Here is a 16156-nt window from a genome sequence, read left to right on the forward strand (position 1 = left end):
TATATTTTAAAATTCGGAAATCTATTTTGTAACCTGATAGTCCTTATGGACAATCAGAAAGCTTGCTCTTTCTTCCTTTTTGAAAGGATAATCCCAATTCCCCTGATAGGTAATTTTTGTGGGCAGTTTCTCTCCTCCAAAATAACTCATTTCAATGTTCATCTGCACATTAAAATCAAACAGCATCTTACTATATTTCATGTCCACATAGCGACCTAAAATTTCAAAAGTACGCTGATCAAAAATAGTCGTCAGCTCCTTAATCATCAAGCCCTCTTTAGTACCATTACTCAGGTCTGGCTTCACAGTTACCTTAAAGCGGTATACCGGAATAGAATCCAGATAAGTACCGCTGGCATAGCTATAGTCGTAATATTGGCGCATATTGGCCGTAAAGATTTGCGTTTTACTACCGATAAATGGCAAACCTTTAATCGGCCTTCCCGGAGCAAAAATCAACGTCTTCAGTTTATCCTTATAACTCTCATTACTTTCGGTTGCTTTACCGGAAGTCATTGGGGCTTCTGCGACAAATTCCGACTGATAAGCATTCATAAAAATGTAATCAAACATTTCTATGGTATACAATTGGTATTTACCGTTTTTCTTGTACACCTTTCCCGTATCCTGTTTTACCAGGTATTCCATCTTGAGGGGGCCTTTTGGGTTATGCCTGATTTTACGGTAAATCCTACCGTTTACTTTATTCTTTTTATCGTAGGTATAAATTCTGTTTTCTGCGAGGAAGCCATACTTCTTCATGTTTCTGAAAGCCTGATAAAAGCTATTGTCAGTAATGATGGCATTGATAAATGTCTCCACGCCGAACTTCTGCGATACAATATTAACTGCTGAATCCAGCTGGATGGTTTTAATCGTATCCGGGTTAAAGCGAGGGATCTCCTGGCTAAAACCTTTTGCAAAAAGCAAGGTACAAACCGCTAATAAAAGTCCTTTCTTCATCAATTACCTAATTGCTTTAACGCAAGGTAGGCCATTAAACCAGTAGACAATTTTAAAGCATCTTCATCAATATCGAAGTTTGGCGTATGTACAGAATAGCAAGTTCCTTTGTCCTTATTTCCGGTACCTAACCTGTAGAAACAAGCATCGGTTACCTGCGAATAATAGGCAAAATCTTCCGCTGCCATCCAGATATCCAATTCCAGAACATTCTCTTTTCCTAAATAATCTTCGGCATGAGCACGGGCATTGTCGCTCAGTTCCGGTTCATTGATCAGGTAAGGATAGCCATCCATGATGTTAAAATCACAGCTACCACCCATACTTTCTGCAATGCCTTCCGCCATTTTCTTCATTAGTTTTTTCGCTTCCTTACGCCAGTCCTCATTTAGTGTTCTGAAAGTACCTTCCATTTTCACTTCATTAGGGATGATGTTGGTTGCACCATTTGCCTGTACCTTTCCAAAAGAAAGTACGGAAGGCAAACGAGGGTCTGCATTTCTGCTCACAATCTGTTGCAGTGCCACTACAATATGCGCAGCAATCAGTACTGGATCAATATTCTGATGCGGTTGAGCGCCATGACCACCTTTACCATGCACGGTCACATATAATTCGTCCGTTGAAGCCATATAAATGCCTGAACGGAAACCAACCTTACCTGCATCGATTAATGGCATCACGTGTTGTCCAAGGATCGCCTGAGGCTTTGGATTATCCAATACACCCTCTTTAATCATGATACTTGCACCACCTGGCAGCACTTCTTCACCCGGCTGAAAAATCAATTTGATCGTTCCTGCAAATTCTGCCTTTAGGCTATTCAGGATATAGGCAGTTCCTAATAGAGAGGAGCTGTGTACATCATGACCGCAAGCATGCATTACTCCAGGATTTTTTGAAACATAAGGTTTATCATTTGCCTCAATAATTGGCAAAGCATCCATATCCGCACGCAAGGCGATGATCTTATCAGAAGGGATTCCACCTGTAATCAATCCAACTACCCCTGTATTGGCCATCTCAGTATAAGGGATTCCCCATTCTTCCAGCTGACTTTTAATATAGGCTGAAGTTTCAAACTCCTTAAAGGAAAGTTCAGGATTGGCATGTATGTGCTGACGGTAGCCTCTCACCTGATCAAAAATATCAAGCGCAAGGGTTTGGATCTTATCTTTCATTGTCATTGCTATAATCTAGGTTAGGTGCATTAATTTTCTCCCTAAAAATAAATAGGGTTGGAAACATTGGTCTTAGTTCATTCAGTAAACGCTGGGCTTCCAGACGGGTTCTAAAATCGCCAACGCGCAAATAATAATTAGGTTCTTTATAGGTAATATAGGTATTCAGATTTTGGTAAGCTGATTTAAACCGGGCTTGTTCCGAAAATACCTGACGCCTGTCTGAGCCATAGAATATCTGTACACGATAACCCATCTGACCAACGATAGCTGCTCCTGGTTTAACCGGAGTACCAGCTGTGGAACCAGCAGATTTCGTGTATAAAGCGATGCGCTTGGCGATCAGGCTATCGATCATGGGATCTTTAACCACGACCACCTCTCCTTTACGTTGTGCAAAAAGGACGATGGTAAAACAACAAAATATACTGGTAAATAATATCTTCATGAAAGGGCTTAAAAAAAAGAATGCCGAATTTTTTGTTACAAAAATCGGCATTCTAAATGTGTATTACAAATTACAATCCTGCGCCGTGGCAGTTTTTGAATTTCTTACCGCTTCCACAAGGGCACATATCATTTCTGCCTACCGTTACTTCTTTACGGATGGGCTGTTGAGGTGCTGCTTCACGTGTATCTTCCATAGTCATCGGCTCATTACCAACTGAAATTTCAAAATCCGGTTTAGACATTTTCAATTTGCTCGGAGCAGGTCTTGGTGCCTGAGCTTCTCTAACGTCATTAGGATCAGTTTCAATTGGAATACCACCTTTATATAAGAAACTTACTACTTCTTTATTTACGGCATTCAACATGTTTTTAAACAAGTTAAAGGCTTCCATTTTATAAATGATCAATGGATCTTTTTGTTCGTATACCGCATTTTGAACCGATTGTTTCAACTCATCCATTTCACGCAAATGCTCTTTCCAAGATTCATCGATCAAGGCTAGTACAATTGTTTTTTCGAATGATTTAGTCACCTCACGACCGTTGTTGTCGATTGCTTTTTTCAAGCCAACCGGCACCTGGATGCTGCGAATACCATCTGTAAATGGAACGATAATTTGCTCAATGTGTTCTCCACGCTCTTCATATACCTGGTTCAATACCGGCATAGCCTGTTGGATGATGCCTTCAGATTTTCTAGCATAGAATGCCGTCACTTCTTCAAACAATTTATCTGTTAGGTGGTGTACATTTCTTGCACTGAATTCTGCTTCATCAATTGTAGTATCTGCAGAGAAGTTTTTGATCACTTCCAGTTTGAAACCTTCGTAATTTCCTTCTTCTTTATATTCAGTAACGATATCTTCAGCAACATCAAAAGTCATGTTGTTCATGTCTACGTCTAAACGCTCACCGAACAATGCATTTTTACGTTTCGCATAAATTACCGTACGTTGTGAGTTCATCACATCATCGTACTCTAATAAACGCTTACGGATACCAAAGTTATTTTCTTCTACTTTCTTCTGCGCACGCTCAATAGATTTGGTGATCATTGAATGTTGAATCACTTCACCATCTTCGATACCCATTTTCACCATGATGTTAGAAATTCTTTCAGAACCAAATAACCTCATTAAGTTATCTTCAAGAGAAACGAAGAACTGAGATGAACCTGGATCACCCTGACGACCTGCACGACCACGCAACTGTCTGTCTACACGACGAGACTCATGACGCTCTGTACCTACGATTGCCAAACCACCTGCTTCTTTAACACCAGCACCTAGTTTAATATCCGTACCACGACCAGCCATGTTGGTTGCAATCGTTACCTGTCCAGCCTGACCTGCTTCAGCTACGATATCTGCCTCTCTCTGGTGCATTTTCGCGTTCAACACATTGTGTTTAATTCCGCGAAGTTTCAACATTCTGCTCAACAACTCAGAAATCTCAACTGAAGTGGTACCTACCAATACTGGTCGGCCAGCTTCCGTTAATTTAACGATCTCTTCTGCTACGGCATTGTATTTTTCACGAACGGTACGGTATACATAATCCTGGTGGTCAACTCTGGAGATTACTCTGTTTGTAGGAATTTCCACTACATCCAATTTATAGATCGACCAGAACTCACCAGCTTCTGTAGTTGCTGTACCCGTCATACCACAAAGTTTATGGTACATACGGAAGAAGTTTTGAAGTGTAACCGTTGCATAAGTTTGCGAAGCATCTTCTACTTTCACATTTTCTTTTGCTTCAATCGCCTGGTGTAAACCGTCTGAATAACGACGACCATCCATAATACGACCGGTTTGCTCATCAACAATTTTGATCTTTCCTTCATCGATGATGTATTCTACATCCATCTCGAATAAAGTATAAGCTTTCAATAATTGATTCACCGAGTGAATTCTTTCTGCTTTGATCGAGTAATCGCGCATCAGGGCATCCTTCTGTGCAATTTTCTCTTCATTACTTAAATCAGATTTTTCAATCTCAGCGATTTCAGTACCAACATCAGGTAATACGAAGAAGTGTGCATCTTCACCGGATTTGGTGATTAGCTCAATACCTTTTTCCGTAAGCTCTACCTGGTTGTTTTTCTCATCAATATAGAAGTACAATTCCGAATCTACTTTCGGCATGTTCTTCGACTGATCAGCCATGTAATGATTTTCAGTTTTCAATAAGGTTTGTTTTACACTACCCTCACTTAAAAACTTGATCAATGCTTTATTTTTAGGTAAACCACGGTGCGCACGTAAAAGTGCTAAACCACCTTCACCTTCTTCGGTTCCGGCTTTACCATCATTAATTAATTTCTTAGCTTCATTTAAAGCTTTGGTTACATATTCTCTTTGTGCAGCAACTAATCTCTCGATCCTTGGTTTCAGCTCATGGAATTCATGTTGATCTCCAAAAGGAACCGGACCAGAAATGATCAAAGGAGTACGGGCATCATCTATTAAAACTGAATCGACCTCATCCACCATCGCGAAATGCAATTTACGTTGCACCAACTGATCTGGAGTTTGCGACATATTGTCACGCAGGTAATCAAAACCAAACTCATTATTGGTACCATAAGTAATATCTGCAAGGTAAGCATCACGACGCTCCTGAGAGTTTGGCTCATGCTTATCAATACAATCTACTTTAATACCATGGAATTCGAATAAAGGACCATTCCACTCCGAGTCACGTCGTGCCAGGTAATCATTCACGGTTACAATGTGAACTCCTTTACCAGCAAGTGCATTCAGATAAGCAGGTAATGTACTTACCAAAGTCTTACCCTCACCCGTAGCCATCTCAGAGATTTTACCACTGTGCAATACCATACCACCGATCAACTGAACATCGTAATGTACCATGTTCCATTTCACTTGTGTACCGGCAGCATCCCATGTATTTGCCCAGAAAGCTTTATCGCCTTCAATCACTACATTGTTTCTGCGTACTGCATAATCTCTGTCGTGTTGACTTGCAGTCACCTCTAAGCGCTCATTTTCTGAGAAACGTCTTGAAGTTTCTTTCACCACGGCAAATGCCTGTGGCAATATATCTAGTAATACTACTTCTAATTCTTTATCACGTTCTTTAATCAGCTCATCGATCTGATCATATAAAGCTGTTTTTTCCGCTAATGACAAATCCTGACTTTCACCATCTGCTTTTAAGCCGCTGATCTTTCCATCAATATCTGCTAAAGCCTGTGCAATAACATCTTTAAAATAAACCGTTTTGTTACGCAACTCATCATTGCTCAGTACAGAAAGCTTCGAATACTCTTCGTTGATTTTGATAACTATAGGCTGTAATGCCTTAATATCTCTTTCCGATTTGCTTCCAAATACTTTGGTTAAAAATCCTAACATCTTTTATGTTTGTGTTTATTGTTTATTACTAATTGAAAAAGGTATAATTTACAACAACCAAGCCATATCAAACAATAAGTCAGAATGGCAGTCATCGGGCGCTAAAATTACAAAATATCCTGTACTTTGCTTTAGCATCGCAATTTTATTTAAAAATCTTTGATAAATCGTAAAGTACCTTCACAAAACCAGTAAGCCCCTATCCTAGAGTTAAATAATTACAACAACCCAACTCTCAACTCATCAGTAAGTTCCCGGAGTTCTTTTAATTCTAGTTTTAGCTGCCTCAAACTATACCTGTCTTCCTTCTTAGACCAAAGATATGCTTGCGGAATAAATCGTCCCAACCATTGTATGATGAACCCTACAATAAAAAGCTCGTAAGTATCCAATATACCCCACAAGAGGCCATGCTCACCTATATTTTCAGATAATTTAAAAGAAGGAAGTACAATTAAAAGGATACCTAATGCGACCACTGCAAGTCCGATAACCATCCGAAGCGCCAATACATAATGGCTAGCGACTCTCTCCAGGTAATTCAGGACATTTTGTTCAGAATCAATCTTTCGCATCAATAATAAACCCAGGCCAAATACAAATATAGCAAGGAACAAAAAGCTAAGCGGTAATATGGATGGGCAATTCAAAAATTCCATTTCATCAGATAGCCATCCCAGGAGAGAGATAGCGACTATATAAAAGCTGCAAAACAAAGCCCCATGAACATAAAACTTCCTAATTTTTGAGCTGATCGTTTCAGATTTCTTTCTGATGATTCCTGCGATCAGCTCTGGCTTAAGCGGGGAAGTATGGTTTATTTTATCATGATGCGCTACCCATTCTCCTTTTAGTTCTTCTAAATTCATCGCCTTATGATTTAATTATCTTTTCCAATTTCAATTTGATGCGGCTAATTTTCACCCCCACGTTAGTCTTCGTCATTCCGGTGATCTCTGCAATCTCCTGGTAATTCTTTTCTTCAAAATAAAGTAAGATCACCGCTTTTTCTATTTTCGTCAATTGTCCTAGTGCTTGTTTTAATACTCCCTGTTGATATTCCTGATCCGAAAAAATACAGGCGTCAGGAATTTCTAACTCAGCACTGGAAAGACCTGTACGCGCAGGGATTCTACTTTCTTTACGAAAACTACTAATCGCAGTATTTAAAGCAACCCGATACATCCATGTACTTGATTGTGAATCTTGTCTGAAAGATGGAAAAGACTTCCAGAGCTGCAAAACGATTTCCTGAAAAAGATCTTTCTGATCTTCCTCTTCCAGTCCATACATACTACAAACCTTATAGACAATCCCAGAATGTTTATTTATCATTTCGATAAAAGCCTTTTCCATCAATATTAGTTTATAGAGTAAGTCGATGCGAAACTGCAGAAAATTACATTTAATTAAAATAAATCTTTTTTTAGCAGAATACGTCTCAGCACATCTGGTCCCTTTCATTTAATATTCAACTTAAACTGTGATAATTTAGCTAAAGCGGTATATTTGCCGGAACGAAGCGGGCAGGTACCCGATCCACCTAACAATTCAAACAACAAATCATACATAGATGAATATCTTACTATTAGGTTCTGGCGGCAGAGAAAGTGCATTAGCCTGGAAAATGAGCCAATCTTCTCAATGTTCTCAACTGTTTATTGCACCAGGCAACGGTGGTACCGGTGCTTACGGGAAAAATATCAGCCTGAATCCTAATGATTTTGAAGCCGTAAAAGCTTTCGCATTAAAAGAAGCCATCGAACTATTGGTAGTAGGCCCGGAAGAGCCTCTGGTAAACGGTATCCATGATTTCTTCGCTAAGGATGCTGAATTGTCGCACATCCCGGTAATTGGCCCTAAAAAAGAAGGTGCAATTCTGGAAGGAAGTAAAGATTTCTCTAAGCAGTTTATGGCACGCCATGGCATCCCTACACCAGGATCAAGATCTTTCAGCAATGACAGTCTGGAAGAAGGATTAACTTACCTGGCTTCACATACACTTCCAATTGTATTAAAAGCAGACGGACTGGCAGCAGGAAAAGGCGTATTAATTCTGGAAAGCATCGAAGAAGCCCAGTCAGAATTAAAGCTAATGTTAGGTGGTAAATTCGGTAATGCAGGTAGCACAGTAGTTGTAGAAGAATTCTTAACTGGTATTGAACTTTCTGTGTTCGTATTAACAGATGGTGAAAACTATGTGATCCTTCCGGAGGCAAAAGACTATAAAAAAATCGGACAAGCAGACACTGGTTTGAACACTGGCGGTATGGGTTCCGTATCTCCGGTACCTTTCGCAGATGCAGCTTTCCTAAGCAAAGTAGAGCAGAAGATTATCATTCCTACGATCAATGGCTTAAAGAAAGACAAAATTGATTATACCGGCTTTATCTTCTTTGGTTTATTCAAAGTTGGTGATGAGCCATTAATTATAGAGTACAATTGCAGAATGGGCGATCCGGAAACGGAAAGCGTAATCCCACGTATCGAAAATGATCTGGTAGAACTGTTCATGGCAACTGCTCAAAAGAAATTAAAAAACTATAAATTAACCATCAGCCCTAAAAATGCAGCAACCGTAATGATCGTTGCAGGTGGCTATCCTGGTGATTATGAAAAAGGTAAAGCCATCACTGGTATTGAAAATGTGCGCAATTCTCATGTATTCCACGCAGGAACAGCATTAGAAGGTGGTATTGTGAAAACAAACGGCGGCAGAGTGATTGCCATAACCAGCTTACAAGACAACCAGTTTGAGGCATTACAATGTGCTACTGGTGATGCAGCACGCATTTACTTTGATGGTAAGTATTTCAGGGAAGACATTGGTTTTGACTTAATCTAAGTTCAGACCATAAAAATAAAAAAAGGGCTTTGTTCGATTGAACAAAGCCCTTTTTTATTGCAATTTATTTTCTTTTTAAAGATTTACTGCCGAAGAGGTTATACCTTAATGAAAAAGCTTGCTGACTATCGATTACACCGTCTACAAAGTGGAATGATAAAACCAGTTTAGCTTCCAGATTTTTATAGACAATCGGACGCCAGGTCAGATCCGTTCTGTTATAAGTTTTTGCAGTATAGAATTTATCTCCCATGATCAGGTGATGCCCTTCTCCCTTATAAAAGGAATTGATGATTCCGAATTTATGGTATTCCATATTAAGCTCCAATAACAACCCTTTTGGAGCTTTCCAGCTGCCAACGGTACGCGTACGCTCCAAAGAAACCAAGCCACCGGCACTCAATGTTAAGGAGTCAAGAAAGGTCTTTTTCGATAAATCCAATCCCACTTTAACACTTGCCGCACCATTGTCTTCGATATGGATATCAGGAGTAGCAATCGCAGGTAAGGCGTTATGCAACATCATCGCGTGATGCGAAACAAAAAACATATCTTTTTTATAGGTACCGGAGAAACCGAAAACAAATTTCTCCCTATCAGTTGCAGTTTGCTTACCGGTCCAGTCAATAAAGACAACTTGTTTCCAGTTTTCATTTTCATATTTCAGCAACATCCCTTCAATATTAGGGCGGTAATAGTTTAAAGTATCGTTTAAGATCGCGCGGGGAAAATCAGAGATCAGTCCTTCCCTGGAAAATGCGCCCAGATAGAAATTCCAATTCTTCTTCATATATTGATAATAAGCCACTGGGGCGATGTTCGTCGTGAATTTCGAAGAGCCAAATTCATGAAGTGCATTAAAACCAATCCTGATCCTATGGGTACTATCTAAAAGCAAACCTACTTCAGGAGCAATTCTCATCCCAAATATGGTTTCCGAAGTACGGTTAGATTTCGCATATTCTCTGTTATCTGCGAAGCCATGAAAGTTTAAATTACCTTCCAAATTTTGGGCATAGGAAGTTGCAATGGCCGTAAACAGCACAGCAAAAGTTAGTAATAAGCGAATACGCATAGGTTATTTTTAGGGTTCAAATCGTTAAAATAAAACGATGACCAAAATTAATATAATTCCGCTACCCGGCAATTAAAAATACGGCGAAGATTAACCGGGTTTCGTTGATTTTAGCCCCCGCCTATCCAGCAAAACCAGGTATTCCTTTTCAAGATTCCTAAAAGCCTTTGCGCCCATTCTTTTCTCGGGTTTCAGCTTCAGTTGCGCCTTATATTGTACGCTGACCAGTTCAAACCGCAGCTTTAGCTTCAAATCTTCTGCCTGTTCCTTTTCTCTTATTTCAGTGACTTTAGGGTTTTCATAACTGCCATTCAGGTTGCCTAGATACACCGTATCCGAAACAGAATCATGGTTTGCAGCTCTTAAAAACAAATATACCTCCATAGAGCGCTCGAGTTCTTCTGGCGCTAAGGCTAGAAAAGCAGTGCCCAATTCCCTTTTGGAGAAATTCAATTCTATTTTTTTCTTTCCCTTTTCCGAGAAACATACCGCTAACTGCAGACAATCGTCGTACTGCGCACCTTCCCCATCATAACGCAGAGGGTCCCAACTGATTTGTAAGCCTCCCCCTACTTTTTCCATCCGAAGGTCTTTAGGGATTGCTAAACTTCCCTTACTGAGTTGCACTTTCGCATAATCGATACTAATGTTAGGATACTCGCCCTGCAAAGCATTTTTCTTAATATAAGAAACGGCTAGATTATGTTGGTTTCTGATCGTTCCTGCTGCCTCCAGCTCAAAACCATTATTTATAAACTCGTTCAAATGGTTTAAAAAACGGGTCGTTACTGCCATCGCCTGATGATTCGCCTTTTGTTTCAAACTCGGTTTCCCCGGTTTGCCAATGGTTCGTTGAACAAATTGTCCCCTTAACATATAAGATACGATGTATCCGAGTTTTCCACTGGACCAGCTATGAGGGCCATTTTTTGATATTGCCATAATTTTAATATTTATTGGTTTATACAAACCAAGTTGCACATTATAAAACCATTAAACAAGAATCGAACACCAACAAACTGAACATCAAAACCCAGAAAAACAACAAATTAACCAGGTTGGGAAAGGGTTGGTATAGGGTATAGCCACTCATAAATAACCGGAATATTTATGAATAATAATTAAGGTATAGCGTTGCAGTGTAAAAGAATCAGGAGGAGGCGAAAGGGAAGCTTTGGCAGGGAAACTGGCCGGCTAAGGCCCCGGCAACCGACTTGCAAAACCGCCTTAAAATCTCATTAAATAAAAGGACAATTACAGCTCCATTATCATTTTTTTTTGGCAGAATGCTGGCCTCAAAAAAGATCAGCCAAACGTCAGCACAAGAAATACTCAGGTGGCTAAATCATAGCAAAAATATACCCAAAAGGGTATAAACCAGAAAAAGCTACCTTTTGGATAGCTTTTTCTGGTTATTTGAATATTGAAATTTCTTTCTTCAGGAAATTATTTTGTTTTTCCTTCGCCTAAAATTTCAGCAAGTTTTGTTTGCAATTCTTCGCCTCTAACATTTTTAGCGATGATTTTTCCTGTTGGATCAATCAGGTAATTTGCAGGAATAGACTGGATGCCATACATTTTTGCTGCAGCATTGTTCCAGAAGTTTAGATCAGAAACATTGGTCCATGTCAAACCATCTTTTTCAATTGCTTTCAACCAGGAATCTTTTTTACCAGGTTGGTCTAAAGAAACACCAAGAACAGTAAAGTTTTTGTCTTTATATTTATTGTAAGCAGCGACTACATTTGGATTTTCCTGACGACAAGGTCCGCACCATGATGCCCAGAAATCAAGCAACACATATTTACCTTTGAAATCAGACAATTTAACTGGCTTGTCATTCACATCATTCTGTGTGAAATCCATTGCCATTTGTCCTACCTGAGTGTTTTTTGCAGAAGCGATCATACCGGCAATATTTTTACCTAAATCAGTGCTTTTAACTGCTGAAGAGAACTTATTGAATTGAGGCTCAACAACCGCTGGATCAATATCTCCTAAATTGCTACGGAAAGCCACTAAAGCTACGTAAGAATCTGGATTAGCTGCGATAAATGCAGTATTGATGGCTTCAAGCTCTTTTTGAACCGCTTCATCACGGGCATATACCGTTTTCATGTAAGCCTCATCTTTACGTTCTGCTTCTGTTTTGCTACGGTATTCAGCCATTAAAGCAGCACCTTTTGCACTTGCACTTTTCGTTAATGCTTTATATTTCTCATTTTCTTCATTTACCTTAGAACCTTTAATGGTTGCGTATTTGATAGAATCTTTAGGCGCAACGATCTGGATTTCTTTAGGCTCTAAATAAAAAGCCAATACATCCGGAGCAACACGTTTAGCTGGATCAGCTACCGCATTGTCATGCTTGATTCTGATTTGTGCCTGAGCAATACCTGCTAAAGGACCTTGAAAAGTGAATTTTCCACCTACAATCGCAGTTGAATCAGTTACCTGAGTCTGACCTGCTCTATAAGCAATATAAGCCTTAGCAGGTGCGTTTAAGTTTCCTACCTTACCTTGAACGGTAAATTTGCCTTGCGACATACCTGCAATTGGCAATAAGCAGACCGCGGCGATTAGTGTTCTTTTCATTTAATTATGGATTTTCGTTAGTTTAAATTTTATATACGTAATAAGGCATAAGTAGCACCTATACGGGTAATCATACCCAAATATAAGGAAGCCTCTAGACAATAACGCGAGAATTTATGTAAAATTACAATAGCTTTTGATAGGTTCTCCACCATAAATCGGGCATTTCCCCGTTCACGGCCATCGTATAATCGTCGTACCTGCAAGGCACCAGATGGTAACGTTCGTTCTTGGTGATACCCGATGGATAAGGAACCTGCATCCACCACCTGTCGGACTTTTTACTCTTCACAAACAGCATGTCACCAGAACCGTCATTGAGGCTCGCACGATAAATCAGGTATTGCGATTTCGGCGTTAATGGGAAATCTTTTTTACGGTTATAAAAGCCTTCTATGAAGTACCAGACCATTTGAGCGAGCAATAAAGCCGTTTGTCCGTTCTGGTCAAATGCCGGGTTAAACTCATAGAAACCGATGGAAGTTAGCTTATCGCTCATTCCCGCATAACGGGTAATTCGGCAAGCCTGCTCACCATAGAAGCCATTAGGTCCGGCATTGGCATTGGCTCCTGCATCAGAAGACCTGATTGCACCAATATCAAAGCTGATCATGTTCGCATTGCGGATAATTGGCTCAGTTAAGGTGATGTCGTCTGTAAATTCTCCCAGTCGGTGGGCATCAAAATATAACTTACTCATGACCTTCAGGCTGTCCTGATTCACAAAATAAGTCTGGTAGCCAACATTACTGAAATTGAAAAGGTAATTGGGTTGATGTAATAATATTTTATTCAGGTAGGTATCTGACTTTGCAGCTAATCCTTCCTGATCTTCTTCGTCCAGGTCAAACTTGCTGTCTACCACTACCAGGTCTACTTTTTGCTCCAGACTTTCATAAGCCAGGTATTGCGCGTAGGTCAGGTCTTGCCCGCCCCCAATAATGACCGGAATAATGTTGAGTCTGATCAATTCTCCAACCGCCATCTTTACCGCCACATATGTATCCGCAATGGTAGCTCCCGGTTTGATGTTCCCAAGATCAATGATCCTGCTGTCGAAAGCCCCTTCATGTAAGCTGTAAAACTGCCCTCTGAAATAGTCTGGCGCCAGGCCACAACCCTCATTATTCACCGCAGCACGGTCATCTAGTACACCAAAAATGGCAATATCATATTGATTTTCCCCAAGTTCCGGAAATTTATCCGTGTAGAATCCGGCCCTTAAACCTAACTGACTGGCATAGAATCCTTGTTTCGGTGCAAATTTATCGGGGTTGACGGGGGAGAAAAAATCTGATAATGACATATTGTATTATAAATGTATCTGTCAAATATCTATTTTTGAGATCATATTTTAATGAACATCCTAAAAATAATGAAATGATATTGGTTACCGGTGCTACTGGATTTTTAGGGGCAGAATTAATACATCAACTTACGGGACAAGGAATTAAGCTCCGGGCTTTAAAGCGCGAGCATTCTGTGATTCCAGCCCTTCTGAAAGACAATACCCTGATCAGCTGGGCGGTTGCAGACCTGAACGACTTTTCTACCCTGGAGGATGCTTTTGAAGGCATTACACAGGTGTATCATTGTGCGGCAATGGTATCTTTTGATCCTAAAGACAAGGCGAAGCTCTTGAAAGTAAACATTGAGGGCACCAGTAATGTGGTGAACCTTTGTGTAGAATACCAGGCCAGACTCCTACATGTGAGTTCTGTTGCAGCTTTAGGCAACGCGAAGAAAGGTGCATTGATCACCGAAAAAGACTTCTGGGAATATGATTCAAAAGCGCATAGTTATGCCATCTCCAAATATGAAGGGGAGATGGAAGTATGGCGTGGCATTGCCGAAGGATTGGAGGCAGTGATCGTGAATCCATCTGTGATCATTGGCGGTGGAGCCGGATTTGAAGGCAGCGGTGCGATCTTCAAACTGGTAAAAGATGGTCTTTCCTATTATACCCGAGGGGCAACCGGACTGGTAGATGTGGAAGATGTAGCGAAAAGTATGGTCGCTTTAATGAATAGCAACATCAGCGAGGAGCGTTTTACGATCTCCGCAGAAAATTATAATTACCAGCGCTTTTTTGGCGAAATCGCTAAAGGATTTGGGGTCAAAGCGCCTTCAAAAGAGGCCAAACCATGGATGCTGGGCATCGCCTGGAGGGCTGCAAAGCTGGCTTCCTTATTTACCGGAAAGCCTGCTGCCTTAACCAGTGATGCTGCCAGAAGCAGCCTTAATGAAAGTTTATACAGCAATAAAAAGATAATTGATACGATTGGAATAACCTTTAAGCCCTTGGATCAGAGCGTGGCGGAAACTTGCCAGGCCTTGAAACAGGTTTCACTTCATTAAAATTATGAACCAGAAGAACATTTACATCATTGATTTCGACAGCACCTTTACCCAGGTAGAGGCATTGGATGAGCTGGCCCGTATCTCCCTGAAAAAGCATCCTGAAAAAGAAGCCATCTTCAAAAAGATTGAGGACTATACCAACCTTGCCATGGAAGGAAAACTTTCTTTCGGCGAGAGCTTAGCGCAGCGCGTAAAGCTATTAGAAGCTACAGAAGACCATTTGAAGCAGCTAATCAGACATTTAAAGAAAAAGGTTTCTGCTTCTTTCTCCCGCAATGCAGATTTTTTCAAGAAACATGCAGATGAAGTGTTGATCGTTTCTGGTGGTTTTAAAGAGTTTATCACCCCTGTGGTGAGCCAGTATCACATCAAAAAAGAAAATATATACGCCAACACTTTTGTGACCACAGGAGATGGAAAAATTATAGATTACGACCATTCCAATCCCCTAAGTGAAGAAGGTGGTAAAGTGAAATTAATGCAGCAATTGAATCTGGAAGGCAATCTTTATGGCATCGGTGATGGTTATTCTGATTTCCAGCTGAGAGAAAGCGGACTGATCAAGAAATTCTATGCCTTTACCGAAAACATTTCCAGAGAGAGCATTGTTAAAAAAGCAGACCATGTAACACCAAGTTTCGACGAGTTTTTATATGTAAACAACCTGCCAAGGGCAATTTCTTATCCTAAAAACAGGATCTTATGCCTGGTGATCGGAGATGTAAACCCGGAAAGTATCGCCTTACTGAAAAAAGATGGCTTTTCTATCCGTCATAAAACTTCATTTGAAGAGAAGTATGTGGCAGACGTACACATGCTATTATTGGCTGATGGGGAGAAACTAAGCCTGGATCAATTGACCCAAGCGGTAAAATTAAAGACTATTGGTTACCTCGGACAATCGAAGAACAAGGTTGATCTGAATGCCTGTACCAAACAAGGTGTAGTGGTTTTTGACGATTTGAAATCCAACCCAAGAAACCTGACTTTCATTCCGAAAAGAATGATCGACTTCATGAATACAGGAACTACTCATTTGAGTAATAACTTCCCGAACCTGCAATTGCCAAGGATTGAGAAATCACACCGTCTGATCCATATTCACCAGAATGTTCCGGGGATTATGGCGAAGATCAATACGGTATTTGCGAAACACGACATCAATATCGTCGGACAGTTTCTGATGACCAATGCGGAGATCGGGTATGTGATCACCGACATCAACTCTGAATACGACAAACAACTTTTTAAATCTCTGAAGAAAATTGAACATACCATTAAATTCAGGGTATTGTACTAGCGAATA

At 40.3% G+C, this 16156-nt stretch carries 13 protein-coding genes; 3 read left to right on the plus strand and 10 right to left on the minus strand.

Annotated features, from left to right (window positions below; all coding sequences use genetic code 11):
* Positions 1-21 precede the first annotated feature (21 nt).
* From R2S10_RS22660 to R2S10_RS22685, 6 genes are all read right to left on the minus strand, one after another.
* Complete coding sequence (locus R2S10_RS22660; protein WP_316842703.1) at positions 22-963, minus strand: hypothetical protein; 942 nt, start codon at positions 961-963, stop codon at positions 22-24.
* The gene (locus R2S10_RS22665; RefSeq protein WP_316842704.1) at positions 963-2150 is read right to left on the minus strand and encodes a M20 family metallopeptidase; all 1188 of its coding nucleotides are present in this window, start codon (positions 2148-2150) and stop codon (positions 963-965) included. Before R2S10_RS22665 ends, R2S10_RS22660 begins: the two co-directional genes overlap by 1 nt.
* Positions 2134-2592 carry an SPOR domain-containing protein gene (locus R2S10_RS22670; RefSeq protein WP_316842705.1) on the minus strand — a complete coding sequence of 153 codons (459 nt, stop codon included), beginning with the start codon at positions 2590-2592 and terminating at the stop codon, positions 2134-2136. The genes R2S10_RS22665 and R2S10_RS22670 overlap by 17 nt, the downstream gene beginning before the upstream one ends.
* Positions 2593-2662: 70 nt before the next feature.
* Entirely contained in the window at positions 2663-5974 is a 3312-nt protein-coding gene (secA, locus tag R2S10_RS22675) for a preprotein translocase subunit SecA (protein WP_316842706.1), read from the minus strand.
* A gap of 218 nt (positions 5975-6192) precedes the next feature.
* Complete coding sequence (locus R2S10_RS22680) at positions 6193-6843, minus strand: hypothetical protein (RefSeq protein WP_316842707.1); 651 nt, start codon at positions 6841-6843, stop codon at positions 6193-6195.
* A gap of 4 nt (positions 6844-6847) precedes the next feature.
* The gene (locus R2S10_RS22685) at positions 6848-7330 is read right to left on the minus strand and encodes a sigma-70 family RNA polymerase sigma factor (RefSeq protein ID WP_316842708.1); all 483 of its coding nucleotides are present in this window, start codon (positions 7328-7330) and stop codon (positions 6848-6850) included.
* A 217-nt stretch (positions 7331-7547) separates the two neighbouring features.
* Between R2S10_RS22685 and purD the strand changes: the two genes are divergently transcribed.
* Entirely contained in the window at positions 7548-8819 is a 1272-nt protein-coding gene (purD, locus tag R2S10_RS22690; RefSeq protein WP_316842709.1) for a phosphoribosylamine--glycine ligase, read from the plus strand.
* A 64-nt stretch (positions 8820-8883) separates the two neighbouring features.
* Here purD and R2S10_RS22695 read toward each other — a convergent pair whose 3' ends face one another.
* The 4 genes from R2S10_RS22695 to R2S10_RS22710 all read right to left on the minus strand — a co-directional run bounded on the left by R2S10_RS22695 (position 8884) and on the right by R2S10_RS22710 (position 13795).
* On the minus strand, positions 8884-9894 hold the full coding sequence (locus tag R2S10_RS22695; RefSeq protein WP_316842710.1) for a hypothetical protein: 1011 nt from the start codon (positions 9892-9894) through the stop codon (positions 8884-8886).
* A gap of 90 nt (positions 9895-9984) precedes the next feature.
* Positions 9985-10836, minus strand: a complete 852-nt coding sequence (locus tag R2S10_RS22700; RefSeq protein WP_316842711.1) for a DUF6266 family protein — start codon at positions 10834-10836, stop codon at positions 9985-9987.
* A gap of 504 nt (positions 10837-11340) precedes the next feature.
* Positions 11341-12489: a TlpA disulfide reductase family protein gene (locus tag R2S10_RS22705; protein WP_316842712.1), complete on the minus strand. Its 1149-nt coding sequence runs from the start codon at positions 12487-12489 to the stop codon at positions 11341-11343.
* 124 nt (positions 12490-12613) lie between these two features.
* Entirely contained in the window at positions 12614-13795 is a 1182-nt protein-coding gene (locus R2S10_RS22710; RefSeq protein ID WP_316842713.1) for a formimidoylglutamase, read from the minus strand.
* A 74-nt stretch (positions 13796-13869) separates the two neighbouring features.
* Here R2S10_RS22710 and R2S10_RS22715 point away from each other — a divergent pair, with 74 nt between their 5' ends.
* Entirely contained in the window at positions 13870-14847 is a 978-nt protein-coding gene (locus R2S10_RS22715; protein ID WP_316842714.1) for an NAD-dependent epimerase/dehydratase family protein, read from the plus strand.
* A 4-nt stretch (positions 14848-14851) separates the two neighbouring features.
* Positions 14852-16150 carry an HAD-IB family phosphatase gene (locus tag R2S10_RS22720; protein WP_316842715.1) on the plus strand — a complete coding sequence of 433 codons (1299 nt, stop codon included), beginning with the start codon at positions 14852-14854 and terminating at the stop codon, positions 16148-16150.
* Positions 16151-16156: the final 6 nt, after the last annotated feature.

The organism is Pedobacter gandavensis (genome assembly GCF_032678745.1).
In the GTDB taxonomy this organism is placed as follows: domain Bacteria; phylum Bacteroidota; class Bacteroidia; order Sphingobacteriales; family Sphingobacteriaceae; genus Pedobacter; species Pedobacter gandavensis_C.